A 16,574-nucleotide genomic window follows, 5' to 3' on the forward strand; every position below is an offset into this window, starting at 1 on the left:
TTGTTTCAAAACTTGACTGAAATTCCCCTGCAATGCGATATTGATAGTTAGCAAACTAACAGTGTGCATTTCCTCGTGCCGAACGATCTCGACGCTCTCCAGATGAACATCAGCAGTGCCATGGTGGTGGCCGCCAGGCATTGGCGGAAGATCTGCCAGAACACGCTGGTCAACTATGGAATCTCCGAAGCCTGCGCCGTGCCGCTGTTGATGATCGGCCGTCTGGGCGAGGGCGTGCGGCAGGTGCAGGTGGCGCAGGCTGCCGGGATGGAAAGTCCGTCGCTGGTGCGTCTGCTCGATCAGTTGTGCCATTCCGGCTATGTCTGCCGTACCGAAGATGCCCAGGATCGCCGCGCCAAGTGCCTGAGCCTGACCGACACCGGACGTGAACTGGTGCAGGCGGTCGAGATCGAACTGGTGCGCTTGCGGCATGAGGTGCTCGAAGGCATCGATCAAAGCGATCTGGAAGCTACGCTTCGGGTACTCAGAGCTTTTGAGGCGGCCAGTCCGCCTGTGGTGGTCAATTCTTGAACGGTTTTTTCTCTGGCATTCCGCCGGCCCGCGACTGGTTCTACGGGATCCGTACCTTTGCCGCGTCGATGATCGCGCTGTACATCGCCTTGCTCATGCAAATGCCGCGTCCGTACTGGGCGATGGCCACGGTGTACATCGTTTCCAGCCCGTTTCTCGGGCCGACCAGTTCCAAAGCGCTGTACCGTGCCATCGGTACTTTTCTCGGCGCGGCGGCGGCGGTTTTTTTCGTGCCGATGTTCGTCCAGAGCCCGTATGTGCTGGTGGTGGTGATCGCGTTGTGGACGGGGATTCTGTTGTTCATGTCCCTGCATTTGCGCACGGCCAACAGCTACGCGCTGATGCTCGCCGGTTACACATTGCCGCTGATTGCCTTGCCGGTGGTGGATAACCCGCTGGCGGTGTGGGACGTGGCCGAGGCGCGCACGGAAGAGATTTTCCTCGGCATCGCCGTCGCTGCGGTGGTCGGTGCGATGTTCTGGCCGCGACGGCTGGCGCCGGTGTTCAACGACGCTGTGGGCAAGTGGTTCGCTGACGCAACGACCTACAGTCTGAAATTCCTCAGCCGCGACGTGCAGCCCGAAGAAGTCACTGCATTGCGCATGGCCATGGTCGCCAACTTCAACAGCCTCGAATTGATGATCGGTCAATTGCCCCACGAAGGCTCGCGACCGCAAACCGTGCGTAACACCAAAGAATTGCGCGGGCGGATGATTCATCTATTACCGGTGATCGATGCACTGGAAGATTCGCTCTATGCCCTGGAGCGGCGCACACCGGAGCTGGTGGAAAAATTCGCACCGCTACTCGTCGCGACCCGCGAATGGCTGCGCCACCAAGACGCCGATCTCGACCGCTGGCAGGCACTGAAAGATAAGCTCGAAGCTTTGCAACCTGGCGCCGAAGCGCTGGAAGATCGCAGGCAATTGCTGTTCTCCAACTCGATTTATCGCCTCGGTGAATTCATCGATCTGTGGCAAGACTGTCGCAGCCTGCAGGACGCGATTCTCTGCGAACGCCAGGACAGCTGGCGCGCGGTGTATCGCCACTGGCGCCTGGGCCGGCTGACGCCGTTTATCGATCGTGGGCTGATGCTGTATTCGGTAGCGTCGACGATTCTGGCAATCATCACCGCCTCGGTGCTGTGGATTCTGCTCGGCTGGCCGGATGGCGGCAGTGCGGTGATTCTGGCGGCGGTGGCGTGCAGCTTCTTCGCCTCGATGGACGACCCGGCGCCGCAGATCTACCGGTTCTTTTTCTGGACCGGCATGTCGGTGCTGTTCGCCAGCCTGTATCTGTTTTTGATCCTGCCCAACCTGCACGATTTCCCGATGCTGGTGTTGGCGTTTTCCATCCCGTTCATCTGCGTCGGCACGCTGACGGTGCAGCCGCGTTTCTACCTCGGCATGCTGCTGACGCTGGTCAACACCTCGTCGTTCATCAGCATTCAGGGCGCTTACGACGCGGACTTTTTTGCCTTCGTGAATTCCAACCTGGCGGGGCCGATAGGACTGTTGTTCGCCTTTATCTGGACGCTGGTGGCGCGCCCGTTCGGCGCCGAACTGGCGGCCAAGCGCCTGACCCGTTTCAGCTGGAAAGACATCGTCCACATGACCGAGCCGGCCAACCTCGCCGAGCACCGTCAGTTGGGTGTGCAGTTGCTCGATCGATTGATGCAGCACTTGCCGCGTCTGGCGCTGACTGGCCAGGACACCGGCATTGCCATGCGCGAAGTGCGCGTCGGCCTGAATCTGCTCGACTTGCTCGCCTACACCCCACGGGTGACGGGCGCGCCGCACGCGTTGTTGCAGCAAGTGGTCAGCGAGGTCGGCGAGTATTTCCGCGCCTGCCTCAAGGCCGGTGAACGCTTGCCGGCCCCGGCCCCGTTGCTGATGACGCTCGATCGCACCCGTCGCGCACTCAATGGTCACGGCGATGAAGAAACCCGTCTGAACCTGTTGCACGCCTTGAGCGGTTTGCGTCTGGCGCTGTTGCCCGGCGTCGAATTCGTCTCCAGCGCCGAGCCCGAAGAACCGCTGCCCGATGGAGCGCCCCTATGATCGGTGATCTGGACATCAGCGGCATTTTCCTGCCGACCCTGCTGGTGTTGATGGGCATCACTTATGTGCTGTTTTTGCTGGTGCATGCCGTGCTCACGCGCGTGCACTTTTACCGTCTGGTCTGGCACCGGGCATTGTTCAACGTGGCCCTCTACGCAGTACTGCTGTACGGCGTGGACTCACTCAGTCGATACCTGATGACATGAAAAAACCGTTCTTGACCATCGGTCGCGTGGTACTGACCCTGCTGATCGTGACTTTTGCCGTTGTCCTCGTCTGGCGTATGGTGATGTATTACATGTTTGCGCCGTGGACCCGCGACGGCCACATTCGCGCCGACATCATCCAGATCGCGCCGGACGTGTCTGGATTGATCCAGCAGGTTGAAGTGAAAGACAACCAGTTGATCAAGCGCGGCCAGGTGCTGTTCAGCATCGACCAGGATCGCTTCAAACTGGCGCTGCGACAGGCCAAGGCCGCTGTCGCTGATCGCGAAGAAACCCTCGCCCAGGCCCAGCGTGAAGCCAAGCGTAACCGTGGCCTCGGCAATCTGGTGCCGGCCGAGCAACTGGAAGAAAGCCAATCGAAGGTGGCCCGTGCGCAATCGGCGCTGGCCGAAGCCATGGTCACCGTGGACAGCGCCCAGCTCAACCTCGACCGCTCGGTGATCCGCAGCCCGGTGGACGGTTACGTCAACGACCGCGCGCCGCGTCCACAGGAGTTCGTCACCGCCGGGCGTCCGGTGTTGTCGGTGGTCGACAGCAATTCGTTCCACATCGACGGCTATTTCGAAGAGACCAAACTCGACGGCATTCATGTCGGCCAGTCGGTGGATATCCGCGTGATCGGCGACCGCGCCAAACTGCGCGGGCATGTTGAAAGCATCGTCGCCGGTATCGAAGACCGCGACCGCACCAGCGGCAGTAACTTGCTGCCGAACGTCAACCCGGCGTTTAGCTGGGTACGGTTGGCGCAGCGGATTCCGGTGCGGATTGCCTTTGATGACGTGCCGGAAGATTTCCGCATGATCGCCGGGCGTACCGCCACAGTATCGATCATCGACGATCAGCCACGCGACGAACGTAAACAGGAGCCCGTGCAATGAGAAGGGCCCTGATGATCGCCGGGTTGGGCGTGATGCTCTCGGCTTGTCAGATGGTCGGGCCGGACTATCACGTGCCTGAGGATGCGGCGGTTCAACGCAAGGATTTTCAGGGCGAACTGGCCGTCGCCGGTAAGCCTGTGGTGTCAGCGCCGGTGCCTGCGGACTGGTGGCGGCTGTATAAGGATCCGCGACTGGATCAACTGGTGCAGCAGGCAATGGCTTCCAACACCGATCTGCGCGTAGCCGCCGCCAACTTGCAGCGCGCCCGTGCTCAGGTCGACGAGGCCGAGGCGGCCGGTGGCTGGAGCGCCGGGGTGAAAATGGGCGCCCAGCGTTTGCAGGAGTCCGGACAGGCGTTCTTGCTGCCGGAGAAAGTGCCGGTGGACAACGTTGGCGATATCGGCATCAGCGCTTCGTATCAGTTCGATCTGTGGGGCACGTTGCAACGCGGCATCGAAGGCGCCAAAGCCAACGCCGACGCGACCCAGGCCGCCGCGGACACCGCACGCATCACCTTGGTGGCCGACGTGGTTCGCGCCTACACCCAAGTCTGCGCCGCCAACGAAGAGCGTGAAATCGCCCAGCACTCCCTCGACCTGCAATCGCAAGGCACCACGCTGATTCAACGCTTGCGCGATGCCGGCCGTGGTGATGAAACTCAGGTCACCCGCTCGCAAACCCAATTCAAATCCCTGCGCGCCGACATGCCGCGTTATGAAGCCGCGCGTCAGGCCGGTTTGTACCGGTTGTCGATGCTGCTGGCCAAACCGGTAGATCAATTGCCGGCCGGCACGGCGACTTGCGCTGAACTGCCGAAAATCGCCCAATTGGTGCCGGTCGGTGATGGCGCCGCGCTGCTTAAGCGTCGCCCCGATATCCGTCAGGCCGAACGGCGGCTGGCCGCTGCGACTGCCGGGATCGGTGTCGCCACGGGCGAGTTGTATCCGGACATCAGCATTGGCGCGACGATCGGTACGGTCGGTCTGATAGACGACTTGGGTGATCCGTCGACCAATCGCTGGGGCTTCGGCCCGTCGTTGAGCTGGAAAGTACCGACCAACGGCGCCCGTGCGCGCATTCGCGAGGCAGAAGCGGCGACACAGGGCGCACTGGCGCATTTCGATGGCGTGGTGCTCAACGCCATTCGCGAAACCCAGACCGGCCTCGCTCAGTACAGCGCGCTGCTGCAACGTCGCGACGCACTGGCCGATGCCGAGCAGTCAGCGAAACTGGCCGCCGACCAGACCCACCGTTTCTTCCAGGCCGGCCGCGAGTCATTCCTCGCCGACCTGCAAGCAACGCGAACCTACACCGATGTCACCGCGCAACTGGCCGCCGCCAACACTCAAGTTGCGATGAGCCAGATCGATTTGTTCCTCGCTTTGGGCGGTGGTTGGGAAAGCGGACGAACGCACGCGACAACCGCCAGCAAACCCTGAGGCCGTTGCTATGCTTTGAAGTGTTGGAAGGGCGCCCCGAGCAAGGCGCCCTTTCAGTGCACATTGCTAGCGCTGGTCTAGGGGAAACCAATAATGAAAAACCCTTACGCTCTCGGCTTCTGGTGCGCCCTCGCAGCGCTGGTGCTGCTCTCGGCCACCTATTTCTACGGCATCATGCTGGCCCACCAGATCGACAAGGCGATGGTGTTCCTCGACAGCGCAACGGCGCTGATCGCGGTCATGGCAATCGTCGTCGTGGCGTGGGCGTCGGTGCAGGTGCAGCGCGTCAAGAAACGCCAGCTCGAACAGGGCAGGACCCTGGTGTTGATCTGGGACACCAAAGTCGCCCTGCGCCGGGTCGAAACCGTTTTCGACCGGTATTTCTGGGGCAGCTACTGGCAGCCGGGACGGACCTTCGCCGAGGTCATGGGCGAACTCACCGGCACGCCACTGGAAAAAAGCCTCGAAGCGCTGAAAAAGCAATGCCTGGAACTCGACAAGCAGATCGCCGATGAGGGCTGGCACTGGCTCAACAATGCCCGGGAATTATCCGATGTCGCCACCGCCATGGCGCGTGAGCGCTATCAACTGGATTTCTGCGACCCACGCGCCGACGGGCCGGGCGGGGCGGTGATTGATCGGGATTTTGAAGTGCTGGTGTACACATGGACGGCGCGACTGAAAAGCTTTGATCACCAGCTGGATGAAATCGAGGTTCAGTATTCCTGATGCTTCGCTGAATCAAACGGCCTCATCGCGAGCAGGCTCACGCCTAAATCTGGAATGCATTCCCCTGCAGGCGTGAGCCTGCTCGCGATAGCGCCCTCAAAAAACAGCGAAACTCTCACTGCCTGCCCACTGTCCATTCTCCCCATAGACACTCTTTCACCTTTAAACATTGGGCCACCTTGCGCGCCCGGTGCTAATCTCCACCGCTGAATTCAGCGTAGTCGAGCCGCGACCCGGTCACGGGTTCAGGGAAGACGACCACACTCACAGCCACGGAAATCGATCAGGTCATTCATGAATAAATCAGCAGGCGTGCTCCTCGGAATTGTTGTTGCCATCGGCGCGATCAGCGCAGGCGGGGCCTGGTACACCGGGACCAAGATCGAAGGCGTGCTGAACAACGCCGTCAGCAATGCCAACCAAGAGCTGCAAACCGCCATGGCCGGCTCCAACGGCACCGCGTCGCTGGAACTGGTGTCGCTGGAACGCCACACGTTCACCAGCACTGCGCACTACCGCCTCAAGGGCGAAGGCGAGATGTTCGGCGACAAACCGGTCGAGTTGCTGTTCGTTGACCACATCGAGCATGGCCCGCTGCCGTTCTCGCGTCTGGTTTCGCTGAAATGGCTGCCGGTCATGGCCACCAGCAACTACGAGCTGGAAAAGAACCCGGCCACCGAGAAGTGGTTCGCGGCGACCAAGGGGGCTGCGCCGCTCAAGGGCGTGACGAGCATCGGCTATGACGAATCCACCACCAGCACCCTCGATCTGCTGCCGTTCGAAACCGCACTGGATGAGCAGTCGAGCCTGAAATTCTCCGGCCTGACGATGAACATCTCCGCTAGCGCCAAAGCGCAGAAGGTCAAGGCGGACGGCTACATGGACAACCTGAAACTGGTGACTGTGGCTGAAGACCAGGCGCCGGTACAGGTCGAACTCAACGGTCTGACCCTGGCCAGCAACCTCGCCAAGAGCAGCTACGGCTACTACACCGGGGAAAACACCCTGGTGCTGACCAACAGCAAAACCACCTTCGGCACCAAGCAATCGGTGCTCGGTGTGAAGAACTTCGAAATGAAGAACCTCACCGAAGAAAACGGCAGCAATGCTTCCGGTCGCGCCGATTACAAGATTGGCGAAGTCAGCCTCAACGACAAGAAAATCGGCTCGGCGAACATGGCCATGAGCCTGAAAAACCTCGACATCCCGTCGACGATGTCGCTGATGCAGATCTACCAGACCAAATTGCAACCGTATGAAAAGGCTGCCGCCGAAGCCGCCGCTCAAGGTTTGCCAGCACCCGAGCTGAACCTGACCGACGCGGAAAATGCACAGGTCAAAGCCGATCTGCAAAAACTCCTCGCGGCCGGCCCGCAGATTGCCCTGGAAAACCTCTCGTTCAACACCGCCAACGGTGAGAGCAAGGCCAATCTGGTCATTGACCTGACCAAACCGCAATCGATGGATCTGCCGCCGGATCAGTTGGGCAAACAACTGATCGCCCTGCTCGACCTGAATATCCAGGTGTCCAAGCCAATGCTGGTCGATCTGCTCAGCGTACAGGCGCAACTGGATGGTCAGACTGACGCCAAAGCCATCGTCGATCAATCCAAGGAAGCGGCCGACATGTTCGCCGGCATGGCGGTCGGTTCGCAGTTGGCCGTCGTCGACGGTACCAACGTCGTGACCAAGCTGCATTACGCCGCCAATCAGGTCGAATTCAACGGCCAGAAGATGACCGTCGAGCAGTTCGTCGGCTTCTTGATGAGCAAGTTCGCAGGCGTCACGCAAGTGCAGTAATTCTGCGTTCTTAATAGCAACGCCCGGCCTCTGTATTGCACAGACGCCGGGCGTTTTGCTGTCTGGCGCATGGGTTTTCGCGGTGTTTCAGCCCAGGCCTTGTTACGAATCTGAACAATTATTGTGATCTGAATATTGGTCTACGCTTGCATGCAAGACTGCCGGACTAAGCTTGGCTGAGCCTTGTTGGCTCGGTCTCCGTTACGAATGGGCAAGGGGGGCATTGCGACCCGGCTGGCCATGTAAGGATGCTGACGAATGCCGCGTATTGATGTTCCTGTATTACATCGTGGTTTACGCCCTTTGTTCCGAGTTGCGCTGTGTAGCCAGTTGCTTTGGCCGGCGCTGGCGTTTGCCGATACACCCTACGATCAGATGGTGCGCGACGCCCGTGCCGGGCAGTACGCGCCTGCGCTGACGGTCTTGCGTCAGGTGCCGCCGGGTCAGTCGACCAGCGGGCAGATCAGCGATCACCTGCAAATCGCCAGTTGGGCCGGGCTCGACGCCGAAGTGGTGCAGGTCTATGAAACCCAGGGCCGCGATCGCGTCCTGCCGGTTCAGGCACTGACCGCCACGGCGCGCGCCTATCGCAACCTCAAACGTTGGGATCAGGCCACGCAGGTCTACAACAAGGCCCTGGCGCTGGAGCCGGATAACGCCGACCTGCAATTGGGCCTGGCCCTGACTCAGGCTGACGCCGGCAAACCCGACGAAGCGGTGACCCGCGCCAAAGCGCTGGTAGCGGCCAAACCCGATGATCCTTCGCGCCGTCTCGCCTTGGGCTATGCGCTGACCCGCGACAACAAACCCTACGATGCCCTGTTCGAATACGATCAGGCCTTCAAGCGCGCCGGCAGCAAACCGGAAGTCGCTCGCGAGTACGTGGTCGCCCTGCAAAAGGCGCGTCTGCCGGAGCCGGCGCTGCGTCTGGCCAATCAGCGTCCGGGGCTGATCGATCCGGTCACGTTGCGTCGCCTTGAAGGCGACCTGGCCGCCGAGCGCGTGCGCCTCGCCGAACTGGCCACCCGCAGTGAAAAAGAACGCTACGTCATCGCCGACCGCGCACTGGTCGATTACGACAAACTGCTTGCCACCTGGACGCCGGACGCCGCTGCACACGACGATGTGATTCGCTGGCGCATCGACCGCATGGGGGCGCTCAAGGCCAGGGCGCGCACGGCTGACGTCATCACCGAGTACCAGAAGCTGCAAGCCGAAGGTGTGAAGATTCCGACTTATGCCCTGCGCTGGGTGGCGGCGTCGTATCTGGATCAACGCCAGCCGGAAATCGCCACCGACCTCTATCGCCAAGTCCTCTCGGCGCCGGACGCCGATGTCGGTGATCGCCTCGAAGACACCACGGCGCTGTACTACGCGTTGCTGGAAAGCGACCGCGCCGAAGAGGCACGTAAAGTCGCTGAGGATCTGGCCAAAGCGCAACGCCCGCGCATCGAACTCAAGGGCTTGCCGATCGGCAACCCCAATGATGAATGGATGGATGCCCAACAACTCGCCGCTCAGGCGGGCACTTACGGTTCCGATTTGCCTCACGGTGAGGAGCGTTTGCAGACCCTGGTCGATCAGGCGCCGGGCAATGTCGGTTTGCGTCTGGCGCAGGCCGATTTGTACCTCGCCCGCAACTGGCCGCGTCGCGCAGAAATGCAGCTCAAGGAAACCGAGAGCATGGTGCCGCGCGACATGGGCCTGGAAATCGGCCAGGCCCACACGGCCATGGAGTTGCAGGAATGGCGGCAAATGGATGCGCTGACCGACGACGTCGTCGCCCGTTATCCGGATAACCGCCAAGTGCAGCGCCTGGCCCGTGAGCGCGAAGTGCATGACATGTCTGAACTGCGCGTCGAAGCCTACGGCGGCAAAGCCAATGGTGGCGGCAGTGGCGATGCCGGAGCCGTCAGCGGCAGCCGCGATTTTGGCATCCAGACCACCCTGTACAGCCCGCCCATTGATGAAGACTGGCGCGTGTTCGCCGGGGCCGGTTATGCCACCGGCGACTTCGCTGAAGGCACCGGTAACCATCGCTTCCAGCGTGTTGGCCTGGAGCGCCGCACTCGCGACATGACCCTTGAAGCGGAAGTGTCCAACCACTCCTACGGTTTCGGCGACAAACAGGGCGCGCGTCTGGCGATCGCCCGTGACATCAACGACAACTGGCAATACGGCGGCAGCCTCGAATACCTCTCGGCCGAGACGCCGTTGCGCGCGCTTAACAGCGACATCAAGGCCAACGGCGGCAGCGGTTTCATCCGCTGGCGCGCCAACGAAAGCCGCGAATGGCGCCTGTCGGTAAGCCCCTCGCACTTCAGCGATGGCAACAACCGCGTCGAGGCTTTGCTCACCGGTCGCGAGGGCGTTTACAGCGCGCCGAACGTGCAAGTCGATGCGGGTCTGGAGGTCGGCACCAGCCACAACTCGAAATCCGACGACGTGCCGTACTTCAACCCCAAATCCGACTTCAGCGTGATGCCGCTGGTCAACGTCAATCACGTGCTCTACCACCGCTACGAAACGTCCTGGAGCCAGCAATTCCAGGCGGGCGCGGGGACGTACAGCCAGCGTGATCACGGCACCGGCGGCATGGCGCTGCTCGGCTACGGCCAACGGTATGCCTGGAACGACGTGTTCGAGGTGGGCGGCTTGTTCAGTGTGATCAACCGGCCCTACGACGGTGATCGGGAGACCGATCTGCGTCTGCTCGTCGACCTCACTTTCCGCTTCTAGAAGAGTTTGAAGATGCCTTTGATTTCGCGTTTCATCCTTCTGCTGGGAGTACTGCTGGTCAGCGCCTGCGCCCAGCAAGCTCCGGCCTTCGCGCCACCGTCCGAGCGTCCACTGGCGGCCAGCGAAAAACCGTGGCCGAAAAATCACGTGCTCGGCATTGCCTATCACGACGTCGAAGACCGTGACCCCGATCAGGCCGTGGTGGCGGTGCGCACTGAACGCATGATCGAACAACTCGCGTGGCTGCGCGAGAACGGCTACAAACCGGTGACGGTCGACCAGATCATGGCCGCGCGCAAGGGTGGGCCGGAGCTGCCGGCGAAAGCCATTCTGCTCAGCTTCGACGACGGTTATTCGAGCTTCTATACCCGCGTACTGCCGGTGCTGCGCGCTTATAACTGGCATGCGTTGCTGGCGCCGGTCGGCAGCTGGATCGACACGCCGCTCAATCAGCCGGTGGATTTCGCCGGTGCTCCGCGTGCGCGTTCCGACTTCCTGACCTGGGATCAGGTGCGCGAGATTTCGCAATCCGGCCTGGTGGAAATCGCCGCTCACACCGACGCCAACCACAAAGGTATTTTGGCCAATCCGCAGGGCAACATGCAGCCGGCGGCGGCGACCCGGCGCTACGATCCGCTGACCAAACGCTATGAATCCGAAGCCGAATTCCAGGCACGGATTCGCACCGACGTGAACAACATCTCGGAGAAAATCCGCAAGGTCACTGGCAAGAAGCCGCGCGTCTGGGTGTGGCCGTACGGCACAGCGGACGGTACTTCGTTGACCGTGGTCGGTGAGCAGGGCTATGAAATGGCCCTGACCCTGGACGACGGTCTCGACGCCCTCGACAACCTGATGAGCAGCCCACGCTTCCTCGTCGCCTCCGACCCCGACGGCGAGCATTTCGCCAACAGCGTCGTCGGCGTGCAGTCGGATTTCGTCATGCGCGTCGTCCACGTCGATCTGGACAACGTCTACGACCCGGACCCGGCGCAACAGGACATCAACCTCGGCAAACTGGTACAGCGCATGGCCGACATGGGTGCCAACACGGTATTCCTGCAGGCCTTCGCCGATCCCAAGGGCGATGGTCTGGTGCATTCACTGTACTTCCCCAACCGCCACTTGCCGGTCCGTGCCGACATCTTTGACCGCGTCGCCTGGCAACTGCGCACTCGTGCTCATGTGAAGGTGTTTGCGTGGATGCCGGTGCTGAGTTTCGGCCTCGATTCGAAACTGCCGCGCGTGACCCGCTGGGATCCGAAAACCGGCACCACAGCGGTCGATCCGGACCAGTACAAACGCCTGTCGCCGTTCGATCCGGAGGTGCGGCGGATCATCGGGGAAATCTACGAAGACGTGGCGCGGCTGACCTCGGTCGACGGCATTCTTTACCACGACGACGCGGTGCTGTCGGATTTTGAAGACGCCAGCCCTGAAGCTTTGAAAGCCTATGTCGCCCAAGGCTTGCCGGGTTCGATTGCCGCGCTGCGCGACGATCCTGCCGCGATGCAGCGCTGGACGCGCTTCAAGAGCAAATACCTCATCGACTTCACCAACGAGCTGACCGCCAAAGTCCGTGCAATTCGCGGTCCGCAGGTGCAGACCGCGCGCAACATCTTCGCCGAGCCAATGCTCAATCCGCACAGCGAAGAATGGTACGCACAAAACCTCGACGACTTCCTCGCGACTTACGACTGGACGGCGCCGATGGCCATGCCGCTGATGGAAAAACAGACCCAGGCAGAGTCCGGCCCATGGCTGGAGTCACTGGTTGAAACCGTGAGCAAACGCCCCGGGGCGCTGAGCCGCACGGTGTTCGAGTTGCAGGCACGCGACTGGACCAAGAAGGATCAGGCCGACATCGACGGCGCGCATCTGGCCGATTGGATGGGTCGCCTCAAGCGTCAGGGTGCGACCAGTTTCGGTTACTACCCGGACAACTTCCTCGACAACCTGCCGGACCTGAAAACCGTAAGGCCTGCGCTCTCCAACAAATGGAATCCATGACATGCTGGATAGACTGTTAGCCCTGCTTGTTCTGGCGCTCGTCCTCGGCGTGCCGCTGGGCCTGATCTTCCTGGTGACCGGGCAGTTCCTGATGGACTTCGTGTTCTTCTACCCGCTGTTCATGTCCGGGTTGTGGATTGCCGGTGGCCTGTATTTCTGGCTGCACTGGGAGCGCCACTGGCCGTGGAAGGACGACACCTTGCCGCCGCCGCTGGAAGGCGAGCCGCTGATCTCGATTCTGATTCCTTGCTACAACGAAGGTGACAACGCCGCCGATACCATTCACGCGGCGCTGGCCCAGCATTACCCGAACATCGAAGTCATTGCGATCAACGACGGTTCCAAAGACAACACCGCCGAAGTGCTCGACCGGCTGGCCCAGGAAGATCCGCGACTGCGCGTGCTGCATCTGGCGGAAAACCAAGGCAAAGCGGTCGCCCTGCGCATGGGCGCCATCGCCGCGCGCAGTGAGTATCTGGTGTGCATTGACGGTGACGCACTGCTGGCGCCGAACACGGCGGCGTATCTGGTCGCGCCGATGCTGGACAACGCACGCCTGGGTGCGGTGACCGGCAACCCACGGATCCGCACACGCTCAACGTTGGTTGGGCGGGTGCAGGTCGGTGAGTTCTCATCGATCATCGGTCTGATCAAACGTACGCAACGGGTGTTCGGGCGGATATTTACCGTGTCCGGGGTGATCGTCGCGTTCCGCCGTACCGCGCTGAACCGCGTCGGTTACTGGAGCCCGGACATGATCACCGAAGACATCGACATCAGCTGGAAGCTGCAACTCGATCACTGGAGCATCTTCTACGAACCGCGCGCGCTGTGCTGGATCCTGATGCCGGAAACCCTCGGCGGTCTGTGGAAGCAACGACTGCGCTGGGCACAGGGCGGCGCCGAAGTGCTGTTCAAAAATATCCGTGGCATCTGGCAGTACCGCCATCGTTATCTGTGGCCGCTGCTGTTCGAATACTGCCTGTCGACCGGTTGGGCGTTCACCTTCCTGCTGTCGGTGATTTTCTGGGGCGTCGGCAAGTTCGTGGTCATGCCCGAGGCGATCGCGGTGGATCACCTGATGCCACCGGCGTTCACCGGGCTGTTGCTGGCGTTCGTCTGTCTGGTGCAGTTCGCGGTCAGCATCATCATCGACCGTCGCTACGAGCCGGGGTTGGGCAAGACCATGTTCTGGGTGGTCTGGTACCCGATCGCGTTCTGGTTTGTCAGTTTGCTGACCACGCTGGTCAGCTTCCCGAAAGTGTTGTTCGGCCAACATCAGAAACGTGCGCGTTGGGTCAGCCCTGACCGGGGTATCAAACCGATTGGCGACGACGAAGAGGAGGTCATCAAATGAAAATCATCCGGACCCGCCAGCGGCCTTTTCTGGTCGTGGTCGATGTGATTCTTACCGTGGTGGCGTGGGTGGGGCTGCTGTTCTTGCTGATCCGTGGGCTGTGGCCGCTGATTGAAACCCATGCGGGCGGGCCGCGCATCGACAACTCGGCGTTCGAAGCGCTGGGCACGTTGCAGATTTATCTGTGGGTGGCGCTGGTCAACGCGGTGATTCTGATTTCCTGGGCGCGTTATCAGCAGCGCAAAAGTCGCAGTTTCGCCCAGCGCCGGTTGCCGTCGCCGGTGATCGACGATGAAGGGTTGAGCAAGAGTTTCAAACTCTGCGATGAGCGCTTTCAGAAACTGCGTACGCCCGGCGTGATGACCATTCACAACGATCAGGAAGGTGACATCAGCCATGTGGTGACACATTTCTGGCCGGTTCAGCAGCAGGAATTGCCACCGCCGTTGGCACCGCTGGAGCATCCACGGGTGATCTTTCTGCATGCTGAAGATGATGACAATCGCGAACCCCTGACGCGGTGACCGGGTTGATCGTTCCCACGCAGAGCGTGGGAACGATCAAGCGTAATCGCGGACCAGTGTCCAGGCCTCTTCCATTGCCAGCGGTTGCTTCATTCGCTCGGCCAGCAGCGCCATCGCCCGTTCTTTCTCGCAAGCAACTGCAGCGACCAGCACACCGTTTCTGCCGAACAGACCGATAAAGGGCGGACTTTCCGGTTCGCCGAGAAACTCCACCTCATCCCAGTGTTCGGCATGGCCGAGGTAGTCGTAATTCTTGCCGAAGTGCCAGGTCCAGAAAAACGGCACGTCGAGGTAATGCTCTTCACCGCCCAGCATATTGGCAGCGGCGATGCGTGCATGTTGCTGAGCCAGGCGCCAGTGCTCAATGCGTTGCAGTTGGCCGTTGAGCGGGAACGTGGCGATGTCGCCGATGGCCCATAGGCCTTCGCTGACGCGCATGCCGTCATCGACGCGCAATGACTGATCTTTTTCCCTCGGCAATGACGCGAAAGCCTCGGTCGCCGGGTGCACGCCGATCCCCGCCAGCACCAGGTCTGCAGTCAGCCGCAGGCCGTTGTCCAGCAGCACTGCTTCGACCCTGCCGTCACCGATGATCTCTGTGGCTTCGTGCTCACTGATGAATTTCACGCCGTTTTCCTCGTGCAACGTGCGGATGGCTTTGCCCACGGCCTCGCCGAATTGCGCGGCGAAAGGAATTGCGTGACGAGCCAGCACCGTGACGTCGAGGCCGTGCTGACGCAGGGCCGAGGCGCACTCGAGGGCAATGAAGCTGTCGCCGATGATCACGGCGCGTTGATCGGGACTCGCGGCGTTCATGATCCGTTCGGCCTGGGCTTTGGAGCGCAGCACGAAGACTTGCGGCAGGTCGGCACCGGGGAGTTCCAACGGGTTGGGCTCGCCGCCGGTGGCCAGCACCGCCACGTCGTAGTGCAATATCTGGCCATCGCTGAGGTGCAACATCTTGCTTGCGGCGTCGAGCGAGGTGATTTCTTTTTCCAGCCGTTCGATGCGCTGCTCTTTGTAGAAGGCCTCATTTCGCAGTGGCGGTGTTTCCTCGGGCGGCATGTCCCCGGCGAGGACAAATTTGCTCAGCACCGTGCGGTCGTAACCGGCATCCGCCTCGCGATCAATTATCAGGATACGGCCACCAAAACCCTTTTCCCGCAGCGCCGCTGCACACGCGGTACCTGCCGCCCCGGCGCCGACAATCACGAACGTACGCGAATCATCCGCCGGCGGGGTATGCGGGTCGGGCAACGGCTGATCATCGACCCAAACTTCATCACCACGCAGTTCCAGCGGGTAACGCTTGAGGCTGTCGAGCGCCGGAGGCTCGCACAACGCGCCGTCTTCAGCCCGAAACGCAGCCTTGTGCCACGGGCAGATCAGGCGTCCGTGACACAACGCTCCGTCAGCCAGCGGCGCCCCGGCATGTGGGCATTCGCCCTGAAAGGCGCGTAGCTGCTCACCGATGCGCAACAGCACAATCTTGCAGTCCTCGATTTCAACTTGCAGGCCACGGTCTTCAGGGACATCGGCGAAACGGGCGACGCGGTGCAGGGACATGTTGGGCTTCCTCGCGGGCATTTCTCTTGTGAGTTTGTGCATCGGTGCGAGGTTCAGCCATTTGCCACTGCCACGGCACGAACGGTACAGCTATAGTTTGCAGGCCGACGACGGCCCCACTGCACAAGGTGCTCCCGGAATGACCCGATTGACCTCTCTCAACCCATGGCTGGCGGCCCTCGCCGTCACCCTTTGCGTGCAGTTTCCGGCGCAGGCCCAGGAGCGATTCACCCTGAACATCCCGGGTGTCTCCGATAACCGCCTGTTCACCTCGGCAGCCGCCAGCGATGCCGCCGGATGCGGCGGCAAGAATCAGTCGCCAGCACTGAGCTGGAACGCAGGACCTGCCGGAACCCAGAGTTACGCGATCGTCATGCACGACCCGGATGGCCAGAAAGGCCTGGGCGTCGATCACTGGATTCATTACGGCATCAAAGCCACCACGCACCAGATTGCAGCGGGCGTCGGCGCCAAATCCGCGTTCGAAGGTGTCGGCGGCACCAACAGCAAGGGCAACACTCACTACATGGGGCCGTGCCCGCCAGTGGGCGACAGCGCGCACCATTACATCATCCAGATCTACGCCCTCGACCTGGCGCCAGACGCCTTGCCGGCCGGTTTGACCCGCGCCGAACTGATGGAAAAAATCAAAGGCCATGTGCTGCGTAACAGCAGTGCAGTGCGGCGTTATCACCGCTGAAATTTTTTTAGCGG

13 protein-coding genes are annotated in these 16,574 nt (G+C 61.3%); 12 read left to right on the plus strand and 1 reads right to left on the minus strand.

The genetic code is table 11. From position 1 onward, the window contains the following. Positions 1 to 102 precede the first annotated feature (102 nt). The 11 genes from P3G59_RS00910 to pgaD all read left to right on the plus strand — a co-directional run bounded on the left by P3G59_RS00910 (position 103) and on the right by pgaD (position 14,294). Positions 103 to 531 (plus strand): MarR family transcriptional regulator, encoded by a 429-nt coding sequence (locus tag P3G59_RS00910; protein WP_277760089.1) that lies wholly within the window; start codon positions 103 to 105, stop codon positions 529 to 531. After that, the gene (locus P3G59_RS00915) at positions 528 to 2,591 is read left to right on the plus strand and encodes an FUSC family protein (protein ID WP_277760090.1); all 2,064 of its coding nucleotides are present in this window, start codon (positions 528 to 530) and stop codon (positions 2,589 to 2,591) included. Before P3G59_RS00910 ends, P3G59_RS00915 begins: the two co-directional genes overlap by 4 nt. Beyond that, positions 2,588 to 2,797: a DUF1656 domain-containing protein gene (locus P3G59_RS00920; RefSeq protein WP_007917703.1), complete on the plus strand. Its 210-nt coding sequence runs from the start codon at positions 2,588 to 2,590 to the stop codon at positions 2,795 to 2,797. Before P3G59_RS00915 ends, P3G59_RS00920 begins: the two co-directional genes overlap by 4 nt. Next, a complete protein-coding gene (locus P3G59_RS00925; RefSeq protein WP_277760091.1) occupies positions 2,794 to 3,696 on the plus strand; it encodes an HlyD family secretion protein in 903 nt (300 codons plus the stop codon). Before P3G59_RS00920 ends, P3G59_RS00925 begins: the two co-directional genes overlap by 4 nt. Next, positions 3,693 to 5,135, plus strand: a complete 1,443-nt coding sequence (locus P3G59_RS00930; protein WP_277760092.1) for an efflux transporter outer membrane subunit — start codon at positions 3,693 to 3,695, stop codon at positions 5,133 to 5,135. The genes P3G59_RS00925 and P3G59_RS00930 overlap by 4 nt, the downstream gene beginning before the upstream one ends. Before the next feature lie 93 nt (positions 5,136 to 5,228). Continuing rightward, positions 5,229 to 5,864 carry an NADH:ubiquinone oxidoreductase subunit N gene (locus P3G59_RS00935; protein WP_141126874.1) on the plus strand — a complete coding sequence of 212 codons (636 nt, stop codon included), beginning with the start codon at positions 5,229 to 5,231 and terminating at the stop codon, positions 5,862 to 5,864. Positions 5,865 to 6,158: 294 nt separating this feature from the next. Beyond that, complete coding sequence (locus P3G59_RS00940) at positions 6,159 to 7,664, plus strand: YdgA family protein (RefSeq protein ID WP_277760093.1); 1,506 nt, start codon at positions 6,159 to 6,161, stop codon at positions 7,662 to 7,664. Positions 7,665 to 7,922: 258 nt separating this feature from the next. Continuing rightward, the gene (gene pgaA / locus P3G59_RS00945; protein WP_277760094.1) at positions 7,923 to 10,403 is read left to right on the plus strand and encodes a poly-beta-1,6 N-acetyl-D-glucosamine export porin PgaA; all 2,481 of its coding nucleotides are present in this window, start codon (positions 7,923 to 7,925) and stop codon (positions 10,401 to 10,403) included. 12 nt (positions 10,404 to 10,415) lie between these two features. Next, a complete protein-coding gene (pgaB, locus tag P3G59_RS00950; protein WP_277760095.1) occupies positions 10,416 to 12,413 on the plus strand; it encodes a poly-beta-1,6-N-acetyl-D-glucosamine N-deacetylase PgaB in 1,998 nt (665 codons plus the stop codon). A gap of 1 nt (position 12,414) precedes the next feature. Then, the gene (pgaC, locus tag P3G59_RS00955) at positions 12,415 to 13,770 is read left to right on the plus strand and encodes a poly-beta-1,6-N-acetyl-D-glucosamine synthase (protein ID WP_277760096.1); all 1,356 of its coding nucleotides are present in this window, start codon (positions 12,415 to 12,417) and stop codon (positions 13,768 to 13,770) included. Next, positions 13,767 to 14,294 (plus strand): poly-beta-1,6-N-acetyl-D-glucosamine biosynthesis protein PgaD, encoded by a 528-nt coding sequence (gene pgaD, locus P3G59_RS00960; RefSeq protein ID WP_277760097.1) that lies wholly within the window; start codon positions 13,767 to 13,769, stop codon positions 14,292 to 14,294. The genes pgaC and pgaD overlap by 4 nt, the downstream gene beginning before the upstream one ends. Positions 14,295 to 14,330: 36 nt before the next feature. Here the strand turns inward: pgaD and P3G59_RS00965 are convergent, their stop codons facing one another. Then, entirely contained in the window at positions 14,331 to 15,860 is a 1,530-nt protein-coding gene (locus tag P3G59_RS00965) for an apoptosis inducing factor family protein (RefSeq protein WP_277760098.1), read from the minus strand. Positions 15,861 to 15,999: 139 nt separating this feature from the next. Here P3G59_RS00965 and P3G59_RS00970 point away from each other — a divergent pair, with 139 nt between their 5' ends. After that, positions 16,000 to 16,560, plus strand: coding sequence for a YbhB/YbcL family Raf kinase inhibitor-like protein (locus P3G59_RS00970; RefSeq protein WP_277760099.1), 561 nt, complete (start codon positions 16,000 to 16,002; stop codon positions 16,558 to 16,560). Positions 16,561 to 16,574 lie beyond the last annotated feature (14 nt).

This window comes from Pseudomonas sp. A34-9, assembly GCF_029543085.1.
Lineage (GTDB): Bacteria > Pseudomonadota > Gammaproteobacteria > Pseudomonadales > Pseudomonadaceae > Aquipseudomonas.